At 66.3% G+C, this 23504-nt stretch carries 23 protein-coding genes and 1 pseudogene; 12 read left to right on the top strand and 12 right to left on the bottom strand.

What is annotated here, in order from left to right:
* Positions 1–19: 19 nt before the first annotated feature.
* The 4 genes and pseudogenes from VGN66_RS14795 to VGN66_RS14780 all read left to right on the top strand — a co-directional run.
* A pseudogene (locus VGN66_RS14795) lies at positions 20–511 on the top strand (endonuclease domain-containing protein); the annotation flags it as partial.
* On the top strand, positions 493–1377 hold the full coding sequence (locus VGN66_RS14790; RefSeq protein WP_327519584.1) for a hypothetical protein: 885 nt from the start codon (positions 493–495) through the stop codon (positions 1375–1377). The pseudogene VGN66_RS14795 and the gene VGN66_RS14790, both read left to right, overlap by 19 nt.
* Positions 1378–1459: 82 nt before the next feature.
* A complete protein-coding gene (locus VGN66_RS14785; RefSeq protein WP_327519583.1) occupies positions 1460–2776 on the top strand; it encodes a folylpolyglutamate synthase/dihydrofolate synthase family protein in 1317 nt (438 codons plus the stop codon).
* A 79-nt stretch (positions 2777–2855) separates the two neighbouring features.
* A complete protein-coding gene (locus tag VGN66_RS14780; RefSeq protein WP_327519582.1) occupies positions 2856–3305 on the top strand; it encodes a DUF6628 family protein in 450 nt (149 codons plus the stop codon).
* 126 nt (positions 3306–3431) lie between these two features.
* Here the strand turns inward: VGN66_RS14780 and VGN66_RS14775 are convergent, their stop codons facing one another.
* The 3 genes from VGN66_RS14775 to VGN66_RS14765 form a co-directional block, all read right to left on the bottom strand.
* Complete coding sequence (locus VGN66_RS14775) at positions 3432–4181, bottom strand: hypothetical protein (RefSeq protein WP_327519581.1); 750 nt, start codon at positions 4179–4181, stop codon at positions 3432–3434.
* Complete coding sequence (locus VGN66_RS14770; protein ID WP_414713225.1) at positions 4178–5569, bottom strand: AmpG family muropeptide MFS transporter; 1392 nt, start codon at positions 5567–5569, stop codon at positions 4178–4180. The genes VGN66_RS14775 and VGN66_RS14770 overlap by 4 nt, the downstream gene beginning before the upstream one ends.
* 453 nt (positions 5570–6022) lie before the next feature.
* On the bottom strand, positions 6023–6457 hold the full coding sequence (locus VGN66_RS14765; protein ID WP_327519580.1) for a response regulator: 435 nt from the start codon (positions 6455–6457) through the stop codon (positions 6023–6025).
* Positions 6458–6560: 103 nt separating this feature from the next.
* Between VGN66_RS14765 and VGN66_RS14760 the strand changes: the two genes are divergently transcribed.
* Genes VGN66_RS14760 through VGN66_RS14750 form a run of 3 tightly spaced genes read left to right on the top strand, consistent with a single transcriptional unit; the run spans position 6561 to position 8655 of the window.
* Positions 6561–7895: a pseudouridine synthase gene (locus tag VGN66_RS14760; RefSeq protein WP_327519579.1), complete on the top strand. Its 1335-nt coding sequence runs from the start codon at positions 6561–6563 to the stop codon at positions 7893–7895.
* Positions 7892–8431 carry a 16S rRNA (guanine(966)-N(2))-methyltransferase RsmD gene (gene rsmD / locus VGN66_RS14755; RefSeq protein WP_327519578.1) on the top strand — a complete coding sequence of 180 codons (540 nt, stop codon included), beginning with the start codon at positions 7892–7894 and terminating at the stop codon, positions 8429–8431. Before VGN66_RS14760 ends, rsmD begins: the two co-directional genes overlap by 4 nt.
* A 17-nt stretch (positions 8432–8448) precedes the next feature.
* Positions 8449–8655: a stability determinant gene (locus tag VGN66_RS14750; RefSeq protein ID WP_327519577.1), complete on the top strand. Its 207-nt coding sequence runs from the start codon at positions 8449–8451 to the stop codon at positions 8653–8655.
* Between the two features lie 3 nt (positions 8656–8658).
* Here VGN66_RS14750 and VGN66_RS14745 read toward each other — a convergent pair whose 3' ends face one another.
* From VGN66_RS14745 to VGN66_RS14730, 4 genes are all read right to left on the bottom strand, one after another.
* The gene (locus tag VGN66_RS14745) at positions 8659–10761 is read right to left on the bottom strand and encodes a catalase (protein WP_327519576.1); all 2103 of its coding nucleotides are present in this window, start codon (positions 10759–10761) and stop codon (positions 8659–8661) included.
* Between the two features lie 81 nt (positions 10762–10842).
* Positions 10843–12108: an MFS transporter gene (locus VGN66_RS14740; RefSeq protein WP_327519575.1), complete on the bottom strand. Its 1266-nt coding sequence runs from the start codon at positions 12106–12108 to the stop codon at positions 10843–10845.
* 36 nt (positions 12109–12144) lie between these two features.
* Positions 12145–12360: a hypothetical protein gene (locus VGN66_RS14735; protein ID WP_327519574.1), complete on the bottom strand. Its 216-nt coding sequence runs from the start codon at positions 12358–12360 to the stop codon at positions 12145–12147.
* Between the two features lie 60 nt (positions 12361–12420).
* A complete protein-coding gene (locus tag VGN66_RS14730; protein ID WP_327519573.1) occupies positions 12421–13548 on the bottom strand; it encodes an aspartyl protease family protein in 1128 nt (375 codons plus the stop codon).
* A gap of 106 nt (positions 13549–13654) precedes the next feature.
* Here VGN66_RS14730 and VGN66_RS14725 point away from each other — a divergent pair, with 106 nt between their 5' ends.
* Positions 13655–15985, top strand: a complete 2331-nt coding sequence (locus tag VGN66_RS14725; protein WP_327519572.1) for an ATP-dependent helicase — start codon at positions 13655–13657, stop codon at positions 15983–15985.
* 66 nt (positions 15986–16051) lie between these two features.
* On the opposite strand, the gene VGN66_RS14720 is transcribed toward VGN66_RS14725, so the two are convergent.
* Together VGN66_RS14720 and VGN66_RS14715 are read right to left on the bottom strand one after the other, a co-directional pair.
* Positions 16052–16360 carry a type II toxin-antitoxin system RelE/ParE family toxin gene (locus VGN66_RS14720; protein WP_327519571.1) on the bottom strand — a complete coding sequence of 103 codons (309 nt, stop codon included), beginning with the start codon at positions 16358–16360 and terminating at the stop codon, positions 16052–16054.
* On the bottom strand, positions 16357–16632 hold the full coding sequence (locus tag VGN66_RS14715) for a ribbon-helix-helix domain-containing protein (RefSeq protein ID WP_327519570.1): 276 nt from the start codon (positions 16630–16632) through the stop codon (positions 16357–16359). The genes VGN66_RS14720 and VGN66_RS14715 overlap by 4 nt, the downstream gene beginning before the upstream one ends.
* Before the next feature lie 136 nt (positions 16633–16768).
* On the opposite strand from VGN66_RS14715, the gene VGN66_RS14710 reads away from it, so the two are divergent.
* Together VGN66_RS14710 and VGN66_RS14705 are read left to right on the top strand one after the other, a co-directional pair.
* A complete protein-coding gene (locus VGN66_RS14710) occupies positions 16769–17119 on the top strand; it encodes an endonuclease domain-containing protein (protein ID WP_414713219.1) in 351 nt (116 codons plus the stop codon).
* 426 nt (positions 17120–17545) lie between these two features.
* Positions 17546–17980 carry a hypothetical protein gene (locus VGN66_RS14705; RefSeq protein ID WP_327519568.1) on the top strand — a complete coding sequence of 145 codons (435 nt, stop codon included), beginning with the start codon at positions 17546–17548 and terminating at the stop codon, positions 17978–17980.
* Between the two features lie 21 nt (positions 17981–18001).
* Here the strand turns inward: VGN66_RS14705 and VGN66_RS14700 are convergent, their stop codons facing one another.
* Complete coding sequence (locus VGN66_RS14700; protein ID WP_327519567.1) at positions 18002–18448, bottom strand: hypothetical protein; 447 nt, start codon at positions 18446–18448, stop codon at positions 18002–18004.
* A 5-nt stretch (positions 18449–18453) separates the two neighbouring features.
* Positions 18454–19200, bottom strand: coding sequence for a triose-phosphate isomerase (tpiA, locus tag VGN66_RS14695; protein WP_327519566.1), 747 nt, complete (start codon positions 19198–19200; stop codon positions 18454–18456).
* Positions 19201–19355: 155 nt separating this feature from the next.
* Between tpiA and VGN66_RS14690 the strand changes: the two genes are divergently transcribed.
* Complete coding sequence (locus tag VGN66_RS14690; RefSeq protein ID WP_327519565.1) at positions 19356–21299, top strand: SurA N-terminal domain-containing protein; 1944 nt, start codon at positions 19356–19358, stop codon at positions 21297–21299.
* Positions 21300–21304: 5 nt separating this feature from the next.
* Entirely contained in the window at positions 21305–22819 is a 1515-nt protein-coding gene (locus VGN66_RS14685) for an anthranilate synthase component I family protein (protein WP_327519564.1), read from the top strand.
* Here VGN66_RS14685 and VGN66_RS14680 read toward each other — a convergent pair whose 3' ends face one another.
* Positions 22820–23245 (bottom strand): hypothetical protein, encoded by a 426-nt coding sequence (locus tag VGN66_RS14680; RefSeq protein ID WP_327519563.1) that lies wholly within the window; start codon positions 23243–23245, stop codon positions 22820–22822. It lies immediately after the preceding gene.
* Between the last annotated feature and the right edge of the window lie 259 nt (positions 23246–23504).

Here is a 23504-nt window from a genome sequence, read left to right as displayed (position 1 = left end):
TGGACCACGCCACCTCTCCAACCGCCAACTCGCGGGCCACAAATTCCGCCGCCAGCACAAATTCGCACCCTATATCGCCGACTTCTTCTGCCCCGCCAAAGGCCTAGTCGTCGAACTCGACGGAGACACCCACCGCGCCGACCGCGACGAGGCGCGCGACATCTTCTTCCTCCGCTCCGGCTTCACCACACTCCGCTTCACCAACGCCGAGGTGCGGGAGAACATCGACGGCGCGCTCCAGGAGATCCTGTCAAAGCTAGAGGCACTTCCCGACAGGTGGACTGACGATGCCAAGAGTTCCCCACCCCCTCCCCTAAGGGGTAGGGGCTTTAGAGCGCCCCGCTGCCCGACCACGCCCCACCCGCCAACGCTCTGGCCCAAGCCGCGCTTGGCTGTTCGGGAATTGAGTATTGTGTACCCGGAAATCTCTACCCGGAATTCATTTTCATGTTATGTTCGCTATCGAACTAGTATCATGTTGAGGTATTTCGGGTGGAGGCGGAAACCGTGAATTTGTTGGCGCAATCGGAGCCGGGGACGAATCTGGGTAAGCTCGCACTTGCCCTCCCAACTCTGCCTGCTTTCAAGCTGCCTATTCTCCCGCAGTTTGATACGCGACACATGTTTCCAGCGCTGGACGCTTTCCGCGAGTTCGACGCGCGCTGGACGACCATGTTCGCGGGCATTCAAGAGCAGTTCCGCTTGTTCGCTCCGATGTTCGAGCGATTGGCCAAACACGAAGCCCGCTGCGAGCGGCTAGAAGATGCAGGTTGGTTGCCCCATCCTGCATCTCCTTGGCACTTGCTCGATGATGAAGATCTTTGCGGAGAGGAGCTGAACAAGGCTATCGAAGCATACTACCGCGAAAACTGGCGTGCTGTGAAAATCAGCATCAGCGAGGCAATCGCTGGATACACTATCGACGCCGAAGCAAAGGCAACCTTTGGAGAGGCGCTCGCTGCGCATGAGGCTGGTCTACACCGCTGTGTTGCCAGAACCTTGTTCCCCGAAATCGAGCGAGTCTCCCGTGCGGAACTCCACGGAGGCGCGATGGACAAGATCGCAAGCCAACCGAAGTTACAGAAGGCGATCAGCAACCTCTGTCCGTCCGACATCGCTCGCGATGGGATTTCGGGAATGCGGCTCTATAACAAACTCGTCGATCACCTTTATGTGAGCATGCCCACGCCCGAGCGGGTTGAAGTCATCGCTGCGGAGCCGGTGCCCAACCGCCATGCTGCTGTGCATGGCTATGTGGCTTACAATACACTTCGCCACAGCATGAATGCGCTCATTATCGCTGAGTATCTCTTTCATGCCATTACCGTGTTAATGGAACTGGAAAAGCAGGCGATAGAGGCTACCGAGGCGGCTTAACGAACCGAGCCGGCGTGTAATTCTGGGGTCACGTGCTCAATCGACCTCCCCACCGCCCCCACACCCGCTATACACCCCCGCGATGCCCGACCACGCGACCTCCTCCCACCCCGCCGTCCAACACCAGCTCGACCGTCTCTGGGCGCTCGGCCCCGGTGCCGATGTCCTCGGGCTCAGCCGCATTACCGCGCTGCTCGACCGGATCGGCAATCCGCACCTGAGCCTCCCGCCCGTACTTCATGTCGCGGGGACCAACGGCAAGGGCTCGACCTGCGCCTTCCTGCGCGCCGCGGTCGAGGCTGCGGGCCTCACCGCGCATGTCTATTCCAGCCCGCATCTGGTCCGCTTCAACGAGCGCGTCCGCCTCGCGGGCCAGGTGATCGACGACGCCACCCTCGCCGCCCTGCTCGAACAGGTGCTCGACGCGGGCGGCGACATCGGCGCGAGCTTTTTCGAGGTTACCACCGCCGTCGCCTTCCTCGCCTTCGCCCGCACCCCGGCGGACGCGTGCATTATCGAGGTTGGCCTGGGCGGCCGTCTCGACGCCACCAACGTCATCCCCGCGCCCGCCGCCTGCGCCATCGCGCAGCTCGGCATCGACCATCAGGCGTTCCTCGGCGACACCGCCGAAGCCATTGCCGGGGAAAAGGCCGGCATCGCCAAGCCCGGCGTCCCGCTCGTCACCATGTCCTATGGCGACAGCGTCACCGCGCGCATCGCGGAGGTCGCCGCCGCCGCAAACGCCCCGGTCCACGCGCGCGGCACAGCCTGGGACTTCACTGTCACGCCCGATCGCCTGCTCTACCGCGACGCGCAGGGCGAGGTCGCAACCCCGCTCCCCACCCTCGCCGGCCCGCACCAGCCCGCCAATCTCGCGCTCGCCATCGCCACGCTGCGGCAACAGCGCGCGCTAACCATCCCCGCCAGCGCCTTCGCCAGCGCCGCCATCGCCGCGCGCTGGCCCGCGCGGATGCAGCGTCTGACCCCCGGCCCGCTCCACGCGCTCCTGCCCGCCGGGGCCGAAATCTGGCTCGACGGCGGACACAACGAGGCTGCCGCCCAGTCGGTCAGCGCCGCGCTGGCGCAGGTCGCCAATGGCCGACCCGCGCACCTCATCCTCGGCATGTTATCGAACAAGGACGCGACCGGCCTGCTTGCCCCCTTCGCCCCGCTCGCCGCCAGCTTCACCGCAGTCCCGGTTCCCGGCCACGCGCACCGCGACCCGGCGGACCTCGCCGCCACCGCGCGCGCGCTCGGCATCGCCACGACCGGGATCGCGCCCGATGTCCCGACCGCGCTCACCAGCCTGCAAACCGCCGACGCCCCGCTCGTCCTCATCCTCGGCTCGCTCTACCTTGCGGGCGAAGTGCTCCGGGAAAACGACGAACTCCCCGACTGATTCTTACCTTGGCGCTTATTGCGATTGACTATCATTAGAAGAATGGCAGACTGGCACGCCTGAGCAAGGAGTCGCCCCGTTGCGCCAATCGTCCCCCCGCCCCCTCACCGCCGAAACGCTCGGCAACGCCCTGCCCCGCGTCCAGCCCGAAGACCCCGCCGCGCGCCTGTTGCTGTTCGGCGTGCGTCAGCTCGGCGCGCACGGCCTCAATGACGCGGCCACCGCCCACGCCTTCATCACCGCATTCGGCAAGGACTTCCGCCGCCCGCTGCTGCTGTTGCGCACGCTGATGGCGGAGATGTCGGCGGCCAGCTCAGGCCCGATCCAGATCGCCCCATGGTGCTGCGCGCGCATGACCGCGTCGGAAGGTGCGCTGATCGAGGTCGTCGCCAGCGTCGAACGCGACAGCGAACGCGCCCGCCTCCTGCTCGGCGACCTGCTCGGCATCCGCCGCGTCGATAGCGTGCTGGCCACCGCCCACGCGCTCGCCAACGCCTTTGCCGATGCCGGAATGCCCGTGGAGGTTTAGCTTTGGGTGGCTCTACAGCCGTTTGCCCTGAGCTTGTCGAAGGGCCACTCCCGACAAGTGTAGTATGCGGTGCTTCGACAAGCTCAGCACAAACGGCCGTGTGAGTGGGGTCTAACGCGCAATGCTCTAACCGCGCGCCCGCAACTGCGTCAGCGTATCGGCGGCCCAGCGATACATATCCGCCTCCGCCATACGCTGCTGCCGGTCGAGCCGCCGCGACCGCGCCTCGACCTCTTCCAGCTGCTTGCGCGCCTTGTTCTCCCATCCCTGCGCCAGCAGCAGCGCGGCATAGCGACACCGCGCCTCCTCTCCGGGCAGGCGCGTGACGATATCGGCATAGACCTCCAGCGCCTCCTCGCCACGCCCGAGATGCTCGAGCATCCGCGCACGCAACAGGTTCAGCCGATCGCGGTCACCCTGAATCGAAGGTGGATCGAGCGCGTCGAGCAGCGCCAGCGCCTCGGCGGCATGCCCCTGTTCGAACACCACGCGCGCGATCTTGCGCTCGATCGCGGCATCGCCGGGCGCACCCTTGCGCGCGTCGCGATACGCCGCCTCGGCCTCGCTCCACCGCTTGAGCTCGGCGCAGGCGTCGCCCAGCCGCACCCGGTTCGCGACCGTGTCGGCCAGGTCGAGCGCATCGCGCGCCGCACGCAACTCGCGCTCGGGGTCCAGCGCGGCAACCGCCTTGGCTCGCACCGTCCGCACATGCCGATTGCCCGACAGCCCCGGCAAGATCTCGACGATGACATAAGCGATGCTGCCCACCACCGGCAGAAAGATCAGCGCCGCGAGCCACAGCGTGTTCCGGCCCGTCTTCACCATATGCACGACCAGCGCGACCTGAACCGCGATCACCGCGAGATAGGCGATCATCCCGGCTGCCCCTCCGCCCGGGCATCTCCCTCGCCTTCGGTCCCGGCATTGCCGATCGACTTGTCGACCAGCCCGGTGCGCATCATCCACCAGAAGATGGCGACGCCCGGCAGCGCGATCACCCCGGTAAAGATGTAGAAGTTCACATAGCCCATCGATTCGATCATCGACCCTGCGGTGGTTCCGGTGATGAAGCGCCCGACGATGCTCGCCGCCGCCGAGATCAGCGCATATTGCGCGGCGGTGTAACGCAGGTCGGTCAGCGCCGAGAAATAGGCGACTACGACCACACCACCCAGGCCGCTCGCGAAATTCTCGAATCCCATCGCGCCGGCCATCGCCAGGTTCGAATGGCCGATCGCGGCAAGTCCGGCAAAGCTGAAGTTCGACACCGCCATCAGGACCAGGGCGATCAGCACCGATCGCTTCATCCCGATTTTCGCATAGAGCGCGCCACCGACGAACACCCCGATCATCAGCGCGAAAAAGCCAAGGCCGACATCGTAAAATGCGATCTCGTCATTGCTGAAACCAAGGTCGTCGAACAACAGCCGCACGGTCAGCTGGCTCAGCGTATCGCCCAGCTTGTGGACAAGGATGAACAGCAGCACGACCAGCGCGCCCTCGCGGGTAAAGAACTGCGCGAACGGGCCCCAGATCGACTTGGCGACCTGGGCAAACCCTTTCCGCTCGGCCGGTTCGCGGTGGCGCTTGGGTTCGCCGACGATGATCCCGGCAATGGCGGCGGGCAGCGCGAACAGGCCGCACGCGATATACGCCGCCTCCCACCCCATCCGCGCCGCGATCACCAGCGCCAATGCGCCCGCGCCCGCCGATCCGATCCGCCAGCCATATTGCGACATGCCCGACCCGACGCCCAGCTGGCGCGGTTCGAGGATCTCGATACGGTATCCGTCGATGACGATGTCATAGGTCGCCCCGGCAATGCCGACCAGCACCGCCGCGATCACCATCGGCATGATGTTGGCAGCATCGGGTGGGGTCAGCGCGAGGTTGGTCACCGCCGCCATCACCAGCACCGCCGATACGATCAGCCACGACACGCGCTGCCCCAGCTTGCTCAGCACTGGAATGCGCACCCCGTCGACGACCCACGCCCACAGCCATTTGAGGTTATAGACCAGGATTGCGAGGGTGAACGCGGTGATCGTCGACTTGGTGATCCCCTCCTGCGCCAGCCGCGAGGTCAACGTCGCGCCAATCATCGCATAGGGAAAACCCGACGACAGGCCGAGCGCCAGCGCGGCGAGCGGCGCGGTCTCGAAATACGGGCGCACGCTGTCGGGCAGTTCCTCGCGCCACTTTGCGGGGGCGGCACTGCGCGCGGCGAAGAATGCGAGCGCGAGCAACCCGCACCCGACGAACATCCCCCATGCGGGCACCATCACCACGCCCAGCTCGCGCAGCGCCTTAGGCGGCGAGAACAAGGTGTAGATCGCGGCGATCAGCACCAGCGCGAGCGCGACGACACTGCCCGCGACCAGCATCGAAGCCCCGCCGCGCTTGCGCCAGGCGACGCTCAGGCCGAGCGCTGCCAGGATGATCAGCAGGGCGATGTTGAACGTCATCGACGGGGCGAGCGACACGCCCTCACCGCGCACCCCCATCGCCAGATCGATCCCGCGCCCGATCACCGGCTCGGCACCGGGCAAGGCGACCGACAGCCAGGGCAGCATCAGGCTCGCCAGCGCGCCGACCAGCGCGACCTGCGCGATCAGCATGCCGATACCGCTGCGATATTCCGTCCGATTCATCCCCGCCCCTTTGTCTGACGCGCGGACCCTAGCGGGAAAAACGCGGCTGCAAAGCCCGGCGAAGGATTATTGCGCGACGGGCTGGAACAACCGCAGGCCCGATGGAATGCGCTTCGGCATCCGCCCCTCGCTCAGCGCCTCGCAAATATCGATCGCGGCGACCAAATCGCGCTGCTTGTAAGGCTTCATCAGGCAGCCAAGGCCGACCGCTTCAACCTCGTCGGGATTGCGCCCGGTGACGATCAGCACCGGGATATTTTCCGCGCAGGCGGCATGGGCGACATCTTTGCCACTGCCATCGCGCAGACCCAGGTCGACCAGCACGATGTCGGGCTTCTCAACCGCAATGATATGCCCGATCGCCTCGCCCACCGAATCGGTCGTGGCGACGACGGTAAACCCTTCTTCCGACAGGAAATGTTCGGTGTCGAACGCCACCAATGGCTCGTCCTCCACGATCAGCACCCGAACGATCCGCCGCTTCTTCTTCCCGAACACCATGACCCACCCGAACGTTACGGTCCAACAACGCGTTAGGCGCCCTCCGGGTTCGCCCGCGCACAAGATTTTTGCGCGAAAGCCAAACCCGCTGTATCGCGCGCCAATGTCCCCTTCATCCCCCAATGAACCTGAACGGCAACCTGCCAGATCCGGCGAGCGTATCGCCAAGCTGCTTGCCCGTGCCGGAATCGCGTCGCGGCGAGAAATCGAACGCATGATCGCCGAGGGTCGCGTGGCGATCGACGGTCAGGTCCTGACCACCCCCGCAACGGTCCTGACCTCGCTCCACGGCGTCACCGTCGATGGCGAGACGGTCGCGGCGGCAACGCCTGCCCGGCTGTTCCGCTTCCACAAGCCCGCCGGTTTGCTGACCACCGAACGCGATCCTGCCGGTCGCCCGACCATCTACAGCCGCCTGCCCAATGGCCTTCCGCGCCTGATGCCCGTCGGCCGCCTCGATCTCGCGACCGAGGGGCTGTTACTGATGACCACCGACGGCGAATTGAAACGCCAGCTCGAACTCCCCGCCACCGGGGTTGAACGCAGCTACCGCGCCCGCGCTTACGGTCAGGTCAGCCAAGAGCAACTGGAAGAGCTGATGCTCGGGGTCGAAATTGAGGGCGTCCGCTACGGCTCGATCAACGCCAATCTCGAACGCCGCACCGGCGCGAATGTGTGGATCGAACTGACGCTGACCGAGGGCAAGAACCGCGAGGTCCGCCGCGTCCTCGAACATCTCGGCCTCAAGGTCAGCCGCCTGATCCGCACCCGCTATGGCCCGTTCGAACTCGGCGATATGCCCGTCGCGGCGGTGGACGAGATCCGCCAGCACGACCTGATCGTGTTCCGCAAGGCGCTGACCGGCCCCGGCGGCGGCAAGGCCGCGTCGAACCTGCAATTATCGGGCAAGTCCAAGGCAGTCGATGCCGATCCAGAAGCGGCACCGACAGAACCCGCCGCCACGCTCCCCGCCAACCGCGCCGAACGCCGCAAGGTTGGCGCGCAAACCAGCGAGCCCGAAGCCTACAAACCCGCGCGTCCGCAACGGCCCAAGGCCGAAAAGAAAGGCCCCGAGAAATTCGGCGTCGCCCAACGCCGCCGCCATCAGGCCGCGGCGGAAAGGCAAGCCAACCCGACCGCGTTCGGAGAAGGGCAAGGGGACCGGCACCGCGCGAAGCGGGGCGCCACGCCTGACGCGGCCGCGAAATCCCCCCGCCCCCCGCGTCAGGATTCGCCCCGCCGCCCCCCTCAACAGAAGGGCAAGCCATTCACCAAGCCGGTATCCGCGCGACATACCCAGCATGACGACGATGCCGGCCCGCTGCTCGACCGTCCGAAGCGCGCCTTCCGCCCCAATGATCGCCGCCCCGGCACCGCTGCGGGCCCCCGTCCGCCCGCTGGCAAGGGCGGCCCAGCCAAACGAGGCCCCCGCAAATGAGGATCATCGCCGGCACCTTTCGCGGCCGTCCGCTCGTCGCGCCCAAGGGCGAAGCCACCCGCCCCACCGCCGACCGCACGCGCGAGGCACTGTTCTCGATGCTCACCAGCCGCGTCGGCAGTTTCGAGGGGCTGGCCGTCGCCGACCTGTTCGCCGGCTCCGGCGCGCTCGGGCTTGAGGCGCTGTCGCGCGGCGCGGCCTCGTGCCTGTTCGTCGAACAGGACCGCGCTGCGCTCGACGCATTGCGGGCGAACGCCGACAAGCTCGGCATCCGCCCCGACATCCGCGCCGGATCGGTCCTGTCGCTCGGCCCAGCGGCCAAACCGCTCGACCTGATCATGATGGACCCGCCCTATGGCACCGGCGCAGGCGCGGTCGCACTCGACAAGCTCGCCCGCCTCGGCTGGACCAGCCCCGCAACCTGGATCAGCATCGAAACCGCCAAGGGCGAAAAGGTCGAGGTCGACGGCTTTGTAACCGATACGGAGCGGGTTCACGGCAAGGCGATGCTGACGATCTTGCGCCAGGCGACCTAGCGGCGCATACTGCGCAGATGGGAAAGCTCGACCCGATCTACTCGGAATTCGAAACCGAGGAAGAGGCGCAAGCCTATGACACCTGGTTTCGCGCACAGGTGGAGGCTGGACTTGCGTCGACTAAGCCACGCATCCCGCATGCAGAGGTGATGGCGAGGATCGACGCGATTATCGAAAAGCACCGGCGTGCGACGGCGGCTCCCCATCGGGAAGCCGCCGCCTGATCATCACGGAAGCATCCGCACGCCCGGCTCCCGGTCCCAATACCGCTTCGCCGCGGCCGCGATGAAGCCGTCCTCCAGACCCATCACACCGTCGTCGGGCTCCACACCCGCCTTGTCGAGCAAGGGCTGAGCTTCGTCACTCGCCGCGATCGCCTTCAAATGCGCGAACGCATCCATCACGAACTGCACCGCTGCGCCTTCCTTGAGCAGCATCGCGGTGCCTTCCTGCGACAACGCGATCACCACCGCGTCCGCCATCACCGACGGATAGCCCGCCAACTGCGCGTCCGCTTTCAGCAGCGACCCGTCCGACATTTTGGCGCCACCGACCTTGGGCGCGACGATCACCGCGCGCGCACCCGCACCCTCGATCGCCTTGGTCATCCTGGCGACCGCAGCGGCGTCGGAGCCGTCCGCGACCAAAATCGCGATCGACCGGCCGACAATATCCTGCGGCTCCAGCGGCCCGTCGATGATCCGCAACGCCGGCGACAGGTCGAAATCCTGCACCTCCGCCGCCGCCTTCGACGCAGCAGGCACCGGCATCCCGATCCCATCCGCTACGCGCTGCGCCAACTCAGGATCGACATTCACCAGATTGGCCACCGTCCGCACCCGGATATGCTCCAGCCCGACCTTGGACAGCTCGAACACCAGCGCGAAGGCGACATGCGCCTGCTCCGCCTCGGCCAGCGAGCGATAGAACATCCGCGCCTGGCTGTAGTGATCGGCAAAGCTCTCGGGCCGCAGCCGCAGCTTGTCGCCCTGCTCCTGCTCGGTATCGCGCCCGGGATGAGTCTCGAACCCCGTCACCGGGCATTCGCGCGGCCCGGCCACTTCGCCCGCCATGTCCAGGCTGTTCGGCTCGTAATTCGCGCGCCCCTTGGGCACGTTCATTTGCATCTGCCCGTCACGCTGGAAGTTCATCACCGGACATTTCGGCGCATTGATCGGCAGCTGATGGAAATTGGCCGTCCCCAGTCGGCTCTTCTGCGTATCGAGATACGAGAATAACCGCCCCTGCAGCAGCGGATCGTTGGTGAAGTCCAACCCCGGGACGATGTTCCCCGGGCAGAACGCAACCTGCTCGGTCTCGGCGAAGAAATTGTCGGGATAGCGATCCAGCACCATCCGCCCGATCGGGCGCACCGCCAGCACTTCCTCGGGAATGATCTTGGTCGGGTCGAGCACATCATAGGGCAGGCTGTCGGCGAACTCTTCGTCGAACGCCTGGATGCCCAATTCCCATTCGGGAAAATTGCCCATGTCGATCGCCTCGAACAGGTCGCGGCGATGGAAATCGGGATCGGCACCGGCGATCTTGACCGCTTCGTCCCAACAGGTCGATTGCACGCCCTGTTTGGGCTTCCAGTGGAATTTGACGAAGGTCGACTTGCCCTGTGCATTGACCATGCGGAAGGTGTGGACGCCAAACCCCTGCATCGTGCGCAGCGAGCGCGGGATCGTGCGGTCGCTCATCGCCCACATGATCATGTGCATCGATTCGGGCATCAGGCTGATGAAGTCCCAAAACGTATCATGCGCGGACGCCGCCTGCGGATATCCGCGATCCGCCTCCATCTTCACCGAGTGGACGAGGTCGGGGAATTTGATCGCATCCTGGATGAAGAACACCGGGATGTTGTTGCCGACCAGGTCCCAATTGCCCTCTTCGGTATAGAATTTGACCGCGAACCCACGCACGTCGCGCGGCGTATCGACCGACCCTGCGCCGCCCGCCACGGTCGAAAAGCGCGTGAACACCGGCGTCTTCTTGCCCTTCGCACTGAACAGTCCGGCTTTGGTCAGGTCGGACAAATCCTCATAGCTTTCGAAATAGCCATGCGCCGCCGACCCGCGCGCATGCACGATCCGCTCGGGAATCCGCTCATGGTCGAAGTGAAAAATCTTCTCGCGCAGCACGAAATCTTCGAGCAGCACCGGCCCGCGCGCGCCCGCTTTCAGCTGGTTCTGATTGTCCGACACGCGAATGCCCTGATTGGTGGTCAGGTGATCGGCGCCTTCATGGTCGCCCTTGGCCGGAATGCGCTGATGCGTTTCGCCACCGTTGCCGAAGTCGGTGTCGAACTGTGTTTCGTCTGCCATGTGGGAAGCCCCTTGTGATGTCTTCCCCGCTCAACGGGCAGCATCGGGCAAGGGTCCACCGACTAACGTGGATCAGTGCGATTACGCGGCGTCGCGCCCCTTCAGCGCGAGCAGGGCGATCAAGCTCAGCACCGCCGCACCGCTCAGATACCAGCCGACCGGCGCCAGCCCCGCGTCCATCGCCAGCTTCTGCGCGATCACCGGGGTCAGCCCGCCGCCGATCACCCCCGCGACGTTGAACGCCATCGACACACCGGTATAGCGTACCCGCGCCGGAAACAGATCGGTCAGCCACGCGCTCAGCGGTCCATAGACAAACCCCATCGCGAACAGCAGCAGCGCGAGGAACGCGAACACCCCGCCCAGCCCGGCGGCCATCAGCGGCGCGATCACGAAGCCCGTCAGCGCGACCATCACGCATCCCCCAGCCAGCACCCGCCGCGGATCCCAGCGCGCGTCGGCCGCCCATGCGGCAAGGTAGATGCCCGCCGCCATGAACAGGATCGCGACCAACTGCACGCCCAGGAAATCCTGCATCGGATAGCCCAACGTCTTGGTCCCCCAGCCGAGCAGGAACGCGGTCGCGATATAATAGGTCGCGAAACAGCACACCGCGCCCAGCGTCCCGCCGATCAGTACGGCGCCGTGCCGCCCGACGACTTCGCCCAGCGGAACCTTGGCCGGCGGTGCTTCGGCGAGCGAAGCTCTGAACTCTGGCGTCTCGCCCAGCTTCAACCGCACCCACAGCCCGACCAGCACCAATGCCGCCGACAGCGCGAACGGAATGCGCCAGCCCCAGTCGGCGAACTCAGCCGGGCTCATCCAGCTGAGCAGCATCAGGAACAGGCCATTCGCGGCGATGAAACCTGCCGGCGCTCCCATTTGCGGCGCGCTGCCGAACCGCGCGCGCCATCCCGGCGGCGCATTTTCGACCGCCAGCAATGCCGCCCCGCCCCATTCGCCGCCCAGACCAAAGCCCTGCCCGAAACGCAGCACGCACAGCGCCAACGGTGCGACGATCCCCGCCATCTCATAAGTCGGAAGGAACGCGACCAACGTCGTCGACAGCCCCATGGTCAGCAGCGACGCGACCAACGTCGCCTTGCGCCCGATCCGGTCGCCGTAATGGCCGAACACCGCCGCACCCAGCGGTCGCGCAAAGAACGCAACGCCCAGCGTGGCAAAGCTCAGCATCTGCTGAACCCCGGCATCGCTCTTGGGAAAGAAGATCTGCCCGAACACCAATGCCGCAGCGGTCGCGTAGATATAGAAATCGTAGAACTCGATCCCCGTCCCCACGAAACTCGCCCACAGCGCGCGCCGTCGCCGCGTCCGGTCAGCGTCCATCGATGCCCTCCCAGTGCAAGCGCCCCCCGGCGCCACCTACTTCTTCACGTCCTCATAACAGGTCGTGCGCGTCACCTGCACCACCTTGCCGTCCTTGTCCTTGATCTCTTTGCGCCCCTCGACGCATGGCTTCTGCTCGGGCTGCGTCTCGAACCCGCCCATACGCCACCCGACATACAGCCCCACCAGCGCCAGCGCCGCGATCAGCACCAGCCTGCGGCGGTCGAACCGTTTGCGATATTTCTCGAACATCGCGCATCCCTGCCTCAAGCGATGGCGCTGCGCAACGCGTCCGTTCGCGCTCCGGCCGGGTTAGAGGAAATCCTCCAGCGTCAGCGCGACCGAACGGCTCGCCCCGTCGCGCTCGACCGTCAGCGGCAGCACGGTCCCCACCGGCCCCGATGTCTCGCGGATCAGCCGCTCGAACGGCATCCCCGACAGCTGGTCGCCCGCCTTGATCCCCGCCTTTTCCGCAGGGCTCCCCGCACCAACCACGCCAACCACCGTCCCCCGCCCCGCGCGATCGAGCCACATCCCGGCGCGGTTATAACGCGCCGGCTGCGCAGCCTGGCGATTGCGGGTCAGCAGCACCGCGCCATCGCGGTTGCTCGTCGCGATGTTGAACTGGCGCAGGATCGGCAGGCCGATAATCCCGGTGTCGAACTCGTCCCAATCGGGTTTGTCGCGCATCTGGATCACCGGCCGCGCGATCGTCGCACCGGCCAGTTCGAGCCGATCGGGCCGGATCACGCGCGTCTCGCCGCGTGGCGCCGCCGGGGTCCAGCGCGGCGAATCCCACAGCCCCGCCGCCTCGGCGGTCTTGCGATAGATCCGCATGACGGTTGGCATGCCGGTATCAAGCCCGAAGCGAAAGCTGCGCCCGTTGAGCGCCGCATCGGCGAACAGGAAGCGCTTGTCCGCCGTCGCGCCCTTCTGAACGATCGCCTTCTCAAACCGCGTCGCGCCCGCAAGCGTCGGCAAACCGCCCTCATAGGCGCGCCACAGCCCCGCATCGAAATCAAGCTCACCATCGGCCAGCGTCAGCACCCAGGCCGGAAGCGACCCGATCGCGCCATCGCCCAGATCGCGGTCAATCCCGGCCAGTTCGAGCGTCTCGAGCCGCACCCGCCCGCCCAGCATCACGTCCTTCGCCTGAAACACCGGATAGTCGGTATGCCCCCAGGCCAGCCTCAGCCGCTTGCTGCCGATCTTCTTCAGGCCCATCGTTTCGGCGATCCCGGTGTTGATCAGCCCCATCTGCCCCCCGGTATCGAGCGCCAGCAGGAACGCGCGGTCCCCGCCGAACAACGCCTCGACCAGCACCCGGTCTTCGGTCAGCCGAATCGGCACGCTGTACGACGTCGCCGCCGCTACACGCGTCGCGCCGCTCAGCGCCGCCGCAGCCGCCCCGATTAACAATGGCCGTCGTCCGATGTTCATTGCCGATCTCCTTGAGGACACACGATAAAGTGTCTCGCAGCTTGATGACGATAGCAAGACGGCAATCGCGCTTGCCCCGACTCGCCGCGTTCCCTACCTGTTCACAATGTCCGTACCTCAGCCTTCCGCCGACGATCCCCCCTATCTGCGCGGCCTCAATGCGCCACAGCGTGAAGCCGTGCTCACCGTCGACGGCCCCGTGCTCGTCCTCGCCGGCGCCGGAACGGGCAAGACCGCCGCGCTCACCGCGCGCCTCGCGCACCTGCTCTGGACCCGCCGCGCCTATCCGTCGGAGATCCTGAGCGTCACCTTCACCAACAAGGCGGCGCGCGAGATGCGTGAACGCGTCCGCAACCATGTCGGCGACGCGGTTGAGGGGATGCCGTGGCTCGGCACGTTCCACGCGATCGGCGCGAAGATGCTGCGCCGCCACGCCGAACTGGTTGGGCTGCAAAGCAACTTCACCATCCTCGACACCGACGACCAGCTCCGCCTGATCAAGCAGTTGATCGTCGCCAACGACCTCGACGAAAAGCGCTGGCCCGCGCGCCAGCTCGGCGGCCTGATCGACGGGTGGAAGAACAAGGGCCTGACCCCCGCGATGCTCGACGCGGGTGAGTCCGAGCATTTCGCCAACGGCAGGGGCCAGGCGCTCTACCAGCAGTACCAGGACCGCCTGCGCGCGCTCAACGCGTGCGACTTTGGCGACCTGCTGCTGCACATGCTCACCATATTGCGCACCCACCGCGACGTGCTCGCGCAGTACCAACAGCGCTTCCGCTACATCATGGTGGACGAGTATCAGGACACCAACAGCGTCCAGTATCTCTGGCTCCGCCTGCTGGCGCAGGAGCGCAAGAACATCTGCTGCGTCGGCGACGACGATCAGTCGATCTACAGCTGGCGCGGCGCGCAGGTCGAAAACATCCTGAAGTTCGAAAAGGACTTCCCCGGCGCGAAAGTCATCCGCCTCGAACAGAATTACCGCTCCACCCCCCACATCCTCGCCGCCGCCGGCGCGGTGATCGCCAACAACTCCGGCCGCCTCGGCAAGGAACTCTGGACCGAAATCGACGAGGGCGAAAAGGTCCGCGTCATCGGCGTATGGGACGGCCCCGAAGAAGCCCGCCGCGTCAGTGAGGAGATCGAATCCGCCCGCATCCGCACGGGCAAGAGCCTCGACGATTTCGCCATCCTCGTCCGCGCCCAGCACCAGACGCGCGAGTTCGAAGACCGCTTCATCGCCACCGGCCTGCCCTATCGCATCGTCGGCGGCTTCCGCTTCTATGAACGCGCCGAAATCCGCGACGCGCTCGCCTATCTCCGCCTCGTCCAGCAGCCCTCCGACGACCTCGCCTTCGAACGCATCGTCAACGTGCCCAAGCGGGGTCTCGGCGACAAGGCGATCGCCAAGATCCACATGCTCGCCCGTGCCGAGGGCATCCCGCTGCTCGTTGCCGCCGCACGCATCCTCGACACCGATGAACTCACCCCGCAGGCCCGCCGCGCGCTCGGCAGCTTCGTCGGCGACGTCGCCCGCTGGAGCCTGATGCTCCGCGCCCCCGTCCCCGATGGCGAGGCAATGCCCGAAACCCGCATCGGCCACCTTCCCCACACCGAACTCGCCCAGATCATCCTCGACGAAAGCGGCTACACCGCGATGTGGCAGGCGGACCGCACCGCCGAAGCCGCCGGCCGCCTCGAAAACCTCTCCGAACTCGTCCGCGCGATGGAGGAATATGAAACGCTAGGCGCGTTCCTCGAACACGTCTCGCTCGTCATGGACAATGACGCCAGCGCCGACGAGCCCAAGGTCACGATCATGACCATCCACGCCGCCAAGGGCCTGGAATATGACACCGTCTTCCTCGTCGGATGGGAAGAAGGCGTCTTCCCCAGCCAGCGCTCGCTCGACGAAGGCGGCCTCGCCAGCCTCGAGGAGGAACGCCGCCTCGCCTATGTCGCGATCACCCGCGCCCGCCGCCTCGCCACCATCTTCCACGCCTCCAACCGCCGCATCTACGGCCAATGGACCAGCAGCATCCCCAGCCGCTTCGTCGGCGAACTGCCCAAGGCGCATATCGAGGAGGAGAGCACCATGACCGGCGGCGCGTCGCTATGGCGCGCCAACTGGAGCGAGCACGCCGACCCCTTCGCCCATGTAGGGAGAGGCACCGGCCGCGGCCCCGGCTGGCAACGCGCCGCCGCCCCTTCTTCGTCCTTCACCACCGCCCCCAAGCGCGTGGTCGAAAACCGCGGCAGCGCGGTGAGCCTCGGCAACAAGGGCCGCGACGACCTCTCGCTCGGCATGCGCGTCTTCCACCAGAAGTTCGGCTATGGCGAGATCGTGGAGATCGAAGGCAACAAGCTGGAGATCGAGTTTGAGACGAGCGGGCGGAAACGGGTGATGGATAGTTTTGTGACCATCGATGCCTGAAAAAAAAATGCCCCTCCTCTTCAGGGGAGGGGTTGGGGTGGAGGAGTCATGGCAACGCGAAGCGCGCTAATCACCCTGCAACATCCCCGCCAAATCCTGCCCGGCATAGGCAATGGTCAGGATCACCACATCGTCACCAGACACCACATAACCAATCGTCGCGCGCCGCCGAAACGGGATGGTCCGCAATCCGGGCCGAAGATCGTCGCGCGGCGTCCCGCGATGCGCGAACTCCGCCAGCGTCAGGCATCGATCGATCAGATCGTTTGTAAGGAGATCGGCGACCTCCGCCGAAGCCTCCTGCGTCACATAGACCCGCAGCGCATCCAGTTGCCGCCAAACGCGCGGCGCGAACACGACGCGGTATCGCTTCATCCGCGCGGGCGCCGCGCGTCCGCCAGCTTCCGTCGCACCTCATCGACCGTCATCACAGCACCGGGATCGGCCTTCCACGCGTCATAGGCGGCGGCCAGTTCCTCCCGCTCCCACGCCACCCGCGCGGGATCGTGGTCGCGCGTCGCCAGTGCGCGAAGGCTCTCTTCCACGACTTCACTCACACTCGCATACTCCCCCGCACTGACCCGCGCCTCAACGGCGTCGGCCAGATCTTCGGGTAGATCGATATCAAGGCGGCGGGTGGATTCCATCGGATGACCTCTGGCGCTATTCCGGGAGGATATGCTCGAAGGGGACGCGGTTCAAGCGCGCCAACCACAACGATCTTCTTCCCCCTCTCTCCGCTTGCGGGGAGAGGGGCTTATCCAAACAGGGGAACGCCAAAAAATGAGAGACCCCACCCTCCTCGCCCGCGCCCGCCACATGCGCCAGAACCCGACCCCGCCCGAAGCGCATCTCTGGTATCATCTCCGCGCCAAACGCTTCGAAGCCACCAAATTCCGCTTCCAGACTGTCCAGGGACCCTACATCGTCGACTTCACCAGCCGCACCGCAATGCTCGCCATCGAAGTCGACGGCGACACCCACGCGACCCAACACGCCTACGACGCCACCCGCACAAGCTACCTCGAAAGCGAAGGCTCCCACGTCCTGCGCTTCACCAACAGCGACGTGATGACCAACCTCGACGCCGTCCTGACGACAATCGCCAACGCGATCAGCGAAAAGCGGAAATAGCCCCCCTTCTTCTCCCTCTCTCCGCTTGCGGGGAGAGGGCCGGGGAGAGGGGCCTGTCCAACCAGGAAAACGCCAAAGCACAAGAGACCCCACCCGGAGGCAAGGAACCTATCCAAACCCGACAACGCCCAGAACCAAACCAGCCCCCTCTCCCGGCGCCGCTCCGCGCGCCACCCTCTCCCCGCAAGCGGAGAGAGGGTAAGATCGCCGCGTCAAAGGCGGCGGAGGGATTTCATCGGGGTAGCGTCTGGCGCGATGGGGGATGGTATGTCGGAAGGCGGCTGGTTCAAACGAACTCGACTCCCGCTGCCGCTATGGTTTCAGACTGGGCAGTCGCCAGCGGTCAGCAGCCTTTTGAAACCGAAAAGAACAAACCAAAAACAAACCCCTTTCCTACAAGCCCCATCCCAGCACATAAACTGGTGGATGAACGACTCACTCACCCCGCCCGCCGCGTCTAACGAGGACGAAGCCATCCTCGCCTTCACGCCCGCCCCCACCTGTGGCCGCGCCGATGGCTGGACCGCGCGCCGCCAAACAGACTTCATCCACGCGCTCGCGGTCATGGGCACCGTCACCCGCGCCTGCAAAGCGGTCGGGATGAGCCGCCAGACCGCCTATAAATTGCGCGAGCGGCCTGAGGCGGCCGACTTCGCCCGAGCATGGGATGCGGCGCTGATGATGGGTTATGACCGCATGTTCAGTATGGCGATGGACCGCGCGCTCAACGGCGTCACCCGTCCGCGCTATTATCGCGGGCGTCAGATCGGTACGATCACCCGCCCCGATTTCCGCATGGCGATGGCGGCACTGGCCGAGCCTCCCGAACCGCCGCAGCGTCGTCCGAAGCTGACAGAATGAAGCGCGTTGCGCGGAACTTCGTCAGTTTCCCGCCGCCCCCGCGCCCCGCTCCACCCGCACCGCGCCAACCGCCCACAGCGCCCACGCGATCAGCAACGGCTGCGCCAGCAACCGCGGCACATGGTACCAGGCGGACAGCCCCGTCCCACTCCCGCCCAGCCACGCCAGGTCGATCATCGCGTGCTTCACGTTGGCCGGCCACACGCACAGCGCGTACAGCGCGAGCGCCCAGCCCGCCGCCAGCCGCCACTTGCGGGTCATCAGCGCGGCGACACAGATCAGTTCGGCCGCGCCGGTGGTCAGCACCACCTCACGCGCATCCCATGGCACCCATGCCGGCACGATCCGCATCATCGCGTCGGTGAACAGGAAATGCGCCACGCCAGCCGCCGCATAAAACAGCGCCAGCGCCCACCGCCCAATCCGCCGCGCCCGCGTCTCCGGCACATCGGGGCGCGGGTCATCCATCCGGGCTACAGCGAAGCCGCCGCCGCGATGATCGGCACGAACTTCTCGGCGGTCAGGCTGGCACCACCGACCAGCGCGCCGTCGACATTATCGACCGCCAGGATGCTCGCCGAATTCGCGCCCGTAACCGATCCGCCATACAGGATCCGGATCGCCTCGGCCTTCTCCGCGCCGACCATCATGCCCAACTTGGCGCGGGCGATGGCGTGGATCAGCTCGATTTCCTCCAGCGTCGGGGTGCGCCCGGTGCCGATCGCCCAGCGCGGTTCATATGCCAGCGTGAACCAGCTGCCATCGGCATCCTCGGGTACCGATTTCTCGATCTGCGCCTGCACCACACGCTCGGCGCGACCGGCATTGCGCTCCGCCTCGGTCTCACCGACGCACAGGATGACGTTCAGGCCATGGCGATGCGCCGCCGCTGCCTTGGCCCAGGCGTCGTGGCTGGTCTCGTTCTGGTCCGCCCGCCGCTCGCTATGCCCGACGATGGTCAGCGTGGCGCCGGCATCCTTCAGCATGGGAGCAGAGATACATCCGGTATGCGCGCCGCTGTCATTCTCATGGCAATCCTGCCCGCCGATCGGCATCCCGCCCGCGACCGCAACCGCCGGAGCGATCAGCGTCGCCGGGGGGCACAAAGCGACATCGACGCCGGGATTGGCGGCCGCCGCTTCGGCAATCGCCACGACTTCGCCGAGCGAATCGGTGACGCCGTTCATCTTCCAATTGCCCGCCACCAGCTTGCGCCGCATCCCGCTTCCCCGTCCTGTCCACTATTGGACAATCGCGATAGGCCGCACCGACCAGCCGCACAAGCACCTTGCCCACCCCCACTACCGTTGTCGCTTGATGCCCGTCCCCACCGCCCCTAAAGCGACCTCAATCCATCCCTCTTCAGCGGGTATCCATGCTCACCAACCTCCGGCGCGCCATCTTCTCGACCCCCGGCAAGATCATCGCCCTGATCATCCTCGTCATCATCGCCGTCGCATTCGGCATGGGCGACATCACCGGTGTCGGCGGCGGCGTATCGTCCAGCAGCGCGTTGGTTCAGGTCGGCGACAAAAAGCTGACCGAGCAGGAGCTTCAGGACCGCCTCCGCAACGCGCTGGAGCGGGTGCGCCAGCAACAGCCGATGCTGGATATGGCCCAGTTCGTCCGCACCGGCGGGTTCGATCAGGTGCTGAACCAGGTCATCGACGGCATGGCGCTCGAGGAATATGCCGCCCAGCAGGGCATGGCCGTCTCGCCCGCCGCGATCGATGGCCAGATCGCATCGATCCCCGCCTTTCAGGGCTTCGACGGGAAGTTCAGCCAGCAGCGCTTCGACCAGCTTCTGGCCGAACAGCGCCTGACCGCCGAACAGGTGCGCAGCGACATCCGCCGCGAAACGCTGGTCCAGTGGCTGATGGCCCCGATCGCCAACCCCGGCCCGGTCCCGGCCGAGCTGGCGACCCCCTATGCCTCGCTGATGCTGGAGCGGCGCAAGGGTTCGGTCGGCTATATCCCGATCGGCGCGATTGCCCCCGGCGCTCAGCCGACCGATGCCGAGATCCAGGCTTATTACACCAAGAATTCGGGCCGCTACACGCTGCCCGAGCGCCGCGTGGTCCGCTACGCCGTCGTCACCCCGGCTCAGTTCGAGGCTGGCGCCAAGGCGACCGACGCGGAAATCGCGGCCGAGTACAAGAAGAACGCCGCGCAATATGCCGCGACCACCCGCCGCAATCTGGCGCAGATCATCGTCGCGAACGAAGCTGCCGCCAAGGGCATCGCGGCAAAGGTGAATGCCGGCACGTCGATGGCCGACGCCGCCAAGGCCGCTGGCCTTCAGGCATCGACGCTGCAGAATGCCGAGAAGGCGGCCTTTGCCCGCGCCAGCAGCACCGCGATCGCCGACGCCGCCTTTGCCGGTGCGCAGGGCGCAGTCGTCGGCCCGCTCCGCTCGCCGCTCGGCTGGCACATCGTCAAAGTCGAGAGCATCGAACAGGTCGCCGGCAAGTCGCTGGATCAGGTCCGCGCCGAACTCGCCGACACGATCGCCAAGAGCAAGCTCGCCACCGCGCTCGCCGATCTGCGCGCCAAGATCGACGGCGAGATTGCCGGGAATTCGACCTTTGACGAACTGGTTGCCGGCTCGAAGCTCAAGGCGGAAACCAGCGCTCCGCTGTTCCCCGATGGTCGCGCCGCGCTCGCCGGTGACACCGCGCCCGACCCCACGCTGGCGCAGATCGCTCAGGCTGGCTTCTCGATGGAGGCAACCGACGATCCCCAGCTGATCCCGCTGGGTGGCGAAGGCGCCTTTGCTTTGGTCAAGACCGACCGGATCATCGCCGCCGCGCCGCGCCCGCTCGCCGAAATCCGCCCCGGCGTCGCCGAGGATCTGGTCCGCAGCCGTCAGCTCGACGGCGCACGCAAGGCCGCCAACGCGATCCTCGCCAAGCTGAACAAGGGCATGCCGATCGCTCAGGCGATGAAGGAAAGCGGCCTCAACCTGCCCGCGATCCAGCCGCTCGACGCCTCGCGCGGCCAGCTTGCCCAGATGGGCGACCAGCTGCCCCCGCCGGTCCGCCTGATGTTCAGCATGGCCGAAAAGAAGGCCAAGACCATCCCCGCGCCCGAGCAGGGCGGTTACTGGATCGTCCAGCTCGACGACATCGAGGAAGGCAATGCCAAGGGCAACGCCGACCTGATCGGCCAGACCCGCGGCCAGCTGGCTCAGCTGATCGGCAATGAACATGTCGAACAGTTCGCCGCCGCCGCCCGCAAGGCAGTGAAGGTCAAGCGCAACGAAGCCGCCATCGCCGCGCTCAAGGCACAGCTGAGCGGCCAGGCGACGGGCGGCAATTGATAGCGATGCGCGGGGGGATTGAAGGGGTCGATGCCGCCCGCGCGGCGCTTGCCGCTGGCCGGCCTGCGCTGATCTGGCGGCGACAGCTGGCGGATACCGACACCCCGGTCGCCGCCGCGCTCAAGCTCATCGAGCCGGGCCGCGGCGATTTCCTGCTGGAATCGGTTGAAGGCGGCGCGGTTCGCGGTCGCCACAGCATGATCGGCCTCGCCCCCGACCTCGTCTTCCGCGCCGATGGCGAAGCGGCCGAGGTAAACGCGCACTGGCTCACCGACCGCGACGCCTTCGCCCCGGCGGATGCGCCGACGCTGGATGCGTTCCGGGCGCTGGTCCAATCGTGCCGCATCGATGTCCCGGCCGAACTGCCGAGGGCGCTGGCCTGTCTGGTCGGCTATTTCGGCTATGAGACGATTGGGCTGGTCGAAACCCTGCCCCGCGCCGCGAACGACGCGCTAGGCCTTCCCGACATGATCTTCGTTCGCCCGACGGTGATCCTGATCTTCGACCGGCTGGCGGATTCGCTGTTCGTCGTCGCGCCGGTCTGGCCCGATACGGCGCGCGATCCGGAGCAGCAGATCGAAGCCGCCGCCGAGCGGATCGAGGCAACCGCCGCGCGCCTGTCCGCCGCCCCGCTCCCGCCGCGCGCCACGGCCGACCTGACCGATGTGGTGCCGCAGCCGGTGGTGCCCGCGGCTGACTATGCGGCGATGGTCACCCGCGCCAAGGACTACATCACCGCCGGCGACATCTTCCAGGTGGTCCTCGCCCAGCGCTTCACTGCGCCCTTCGCCCTGCCCCCGATCGAGCTGTACCGCGCGCTGCGCCGGGTGAACCCGTCGCCCTTCCTCTATTTCCTCGACCTGCCCGGCTTTGCGCTGACCGGATCGAGCCCGGAAATCCTCGTCCGCGTCCGCGACGACGAAGTGACGATCCGCCCGATCGCCGGCACCCGCCCCCGCGGCAAGGATGCCGCCGAAGACGTGGCCAACCGCGACAGCCTGCTCGCCGACGCCAAGGAACGCGCCGAGCATCTGATGCTGCTCGACCTCGGCCGCAACGATGTCGGTCGGGTCGCAGAGGCCGGATCGGTAAACGTCACCGACAGCTATACCGTCGAATTCTACAGCCATGTCATGCACATCGTGTCGAACGTGGTGGGCAAGCTGCGCCCCGATGCCGACGCGCTCGACGCGCTATTCGCGGGCTTCCCCGCCGGAACCGTCAGCGGCGCGCCAAAGGTCCGCGCCTGCGAGATTATCGCCGAACTCGAACGCGACCAGCGCGGCCCCTATGCCGGCGGCGTCGGCTATTTCTCACCCGACGGATCGATGGACAGCTGCATCGTCCTGCGCACGGCGATCGTGAAGGACGGGACGATGCACGTCACCGCCGGCGCGGGCATCGTCGCCGACAGCGACCCGGTCTATGAACAGCGTGAATGCGAGGCAAAGGCCGGCGCACTGTTCGCCGCCGCACGCGAAGCGGTGAGCCGAGCAGCCGAGCCCGGCTTCGGCCAGTAACTAATCGTCGAGTTCGGAGCCGCGCGGCATCGCCGCTTCCTCGTCCTTCTTCGCCTTCATCTCGGCCTTCCACTGCTGCAGCATCCGGATCGTGCAGCCGCTCTGGCCATAGCTGCCGATCGGGCTGCAACTGCCGGGCAGCGTCGCGCGGTTGACCTCATCGACCAGTTCGGCGCGACGCACCCAACTCGTCCCCTCCGGCCCCGGCTCGGTCTTTCGCAGCGCCTTGGGAATGCGGAACGGCGAGTCACCGGGCCTGGCGCAGATCACGACCTCGTCCGGCCCGTCGGGCTTCGGGCATGCTTCCTCGCCATAGAGCAGCACGCTGCGAACCCGCTGTGGCGGTGCGCTGCTGTCTGCGCTCTCCCCTTCCTGCGCCAGCACGGGGGAAGCGGCCAGCAACGCGATCAGGAAGGGACGGATCATACAGGTCTCCACGGCTACATCCCGTCTATCGCATGCCGCCCGATTAAGCTTCGCTGAACCGCAGTGCACAGCGGCAACATCATTTACCCCGGCCGGGTGAAATTCGCGCTTGCATTCATTTACCCAGCGCGGGTAAGGCCGCGCCATGACGACGTTAGCTGGATCCAAAATTCGCCGCTTCCGTGAGGAACGCTCCATGTCCCGCGCCGCATTCGGCGCGTGGTTCGACACGCCCGGATCGACCGTGCAGGGCTGGGAA

The sequence above is a fragment of the Sphingomonas sp. genome (genome assembly GCF_035998645.1).
In the GTDB taxonomy this organism is placed as follows: Bacteria; Pseudomonadota; Alphaproteobacteria; order Sphingomonadales; family Sphingomonadaceae; genus Sphingomonas.
Note: the sequence above shows the minus strand (reverse complement) of the source record. Positions and strands in the feature narration are given on the sequence as shown.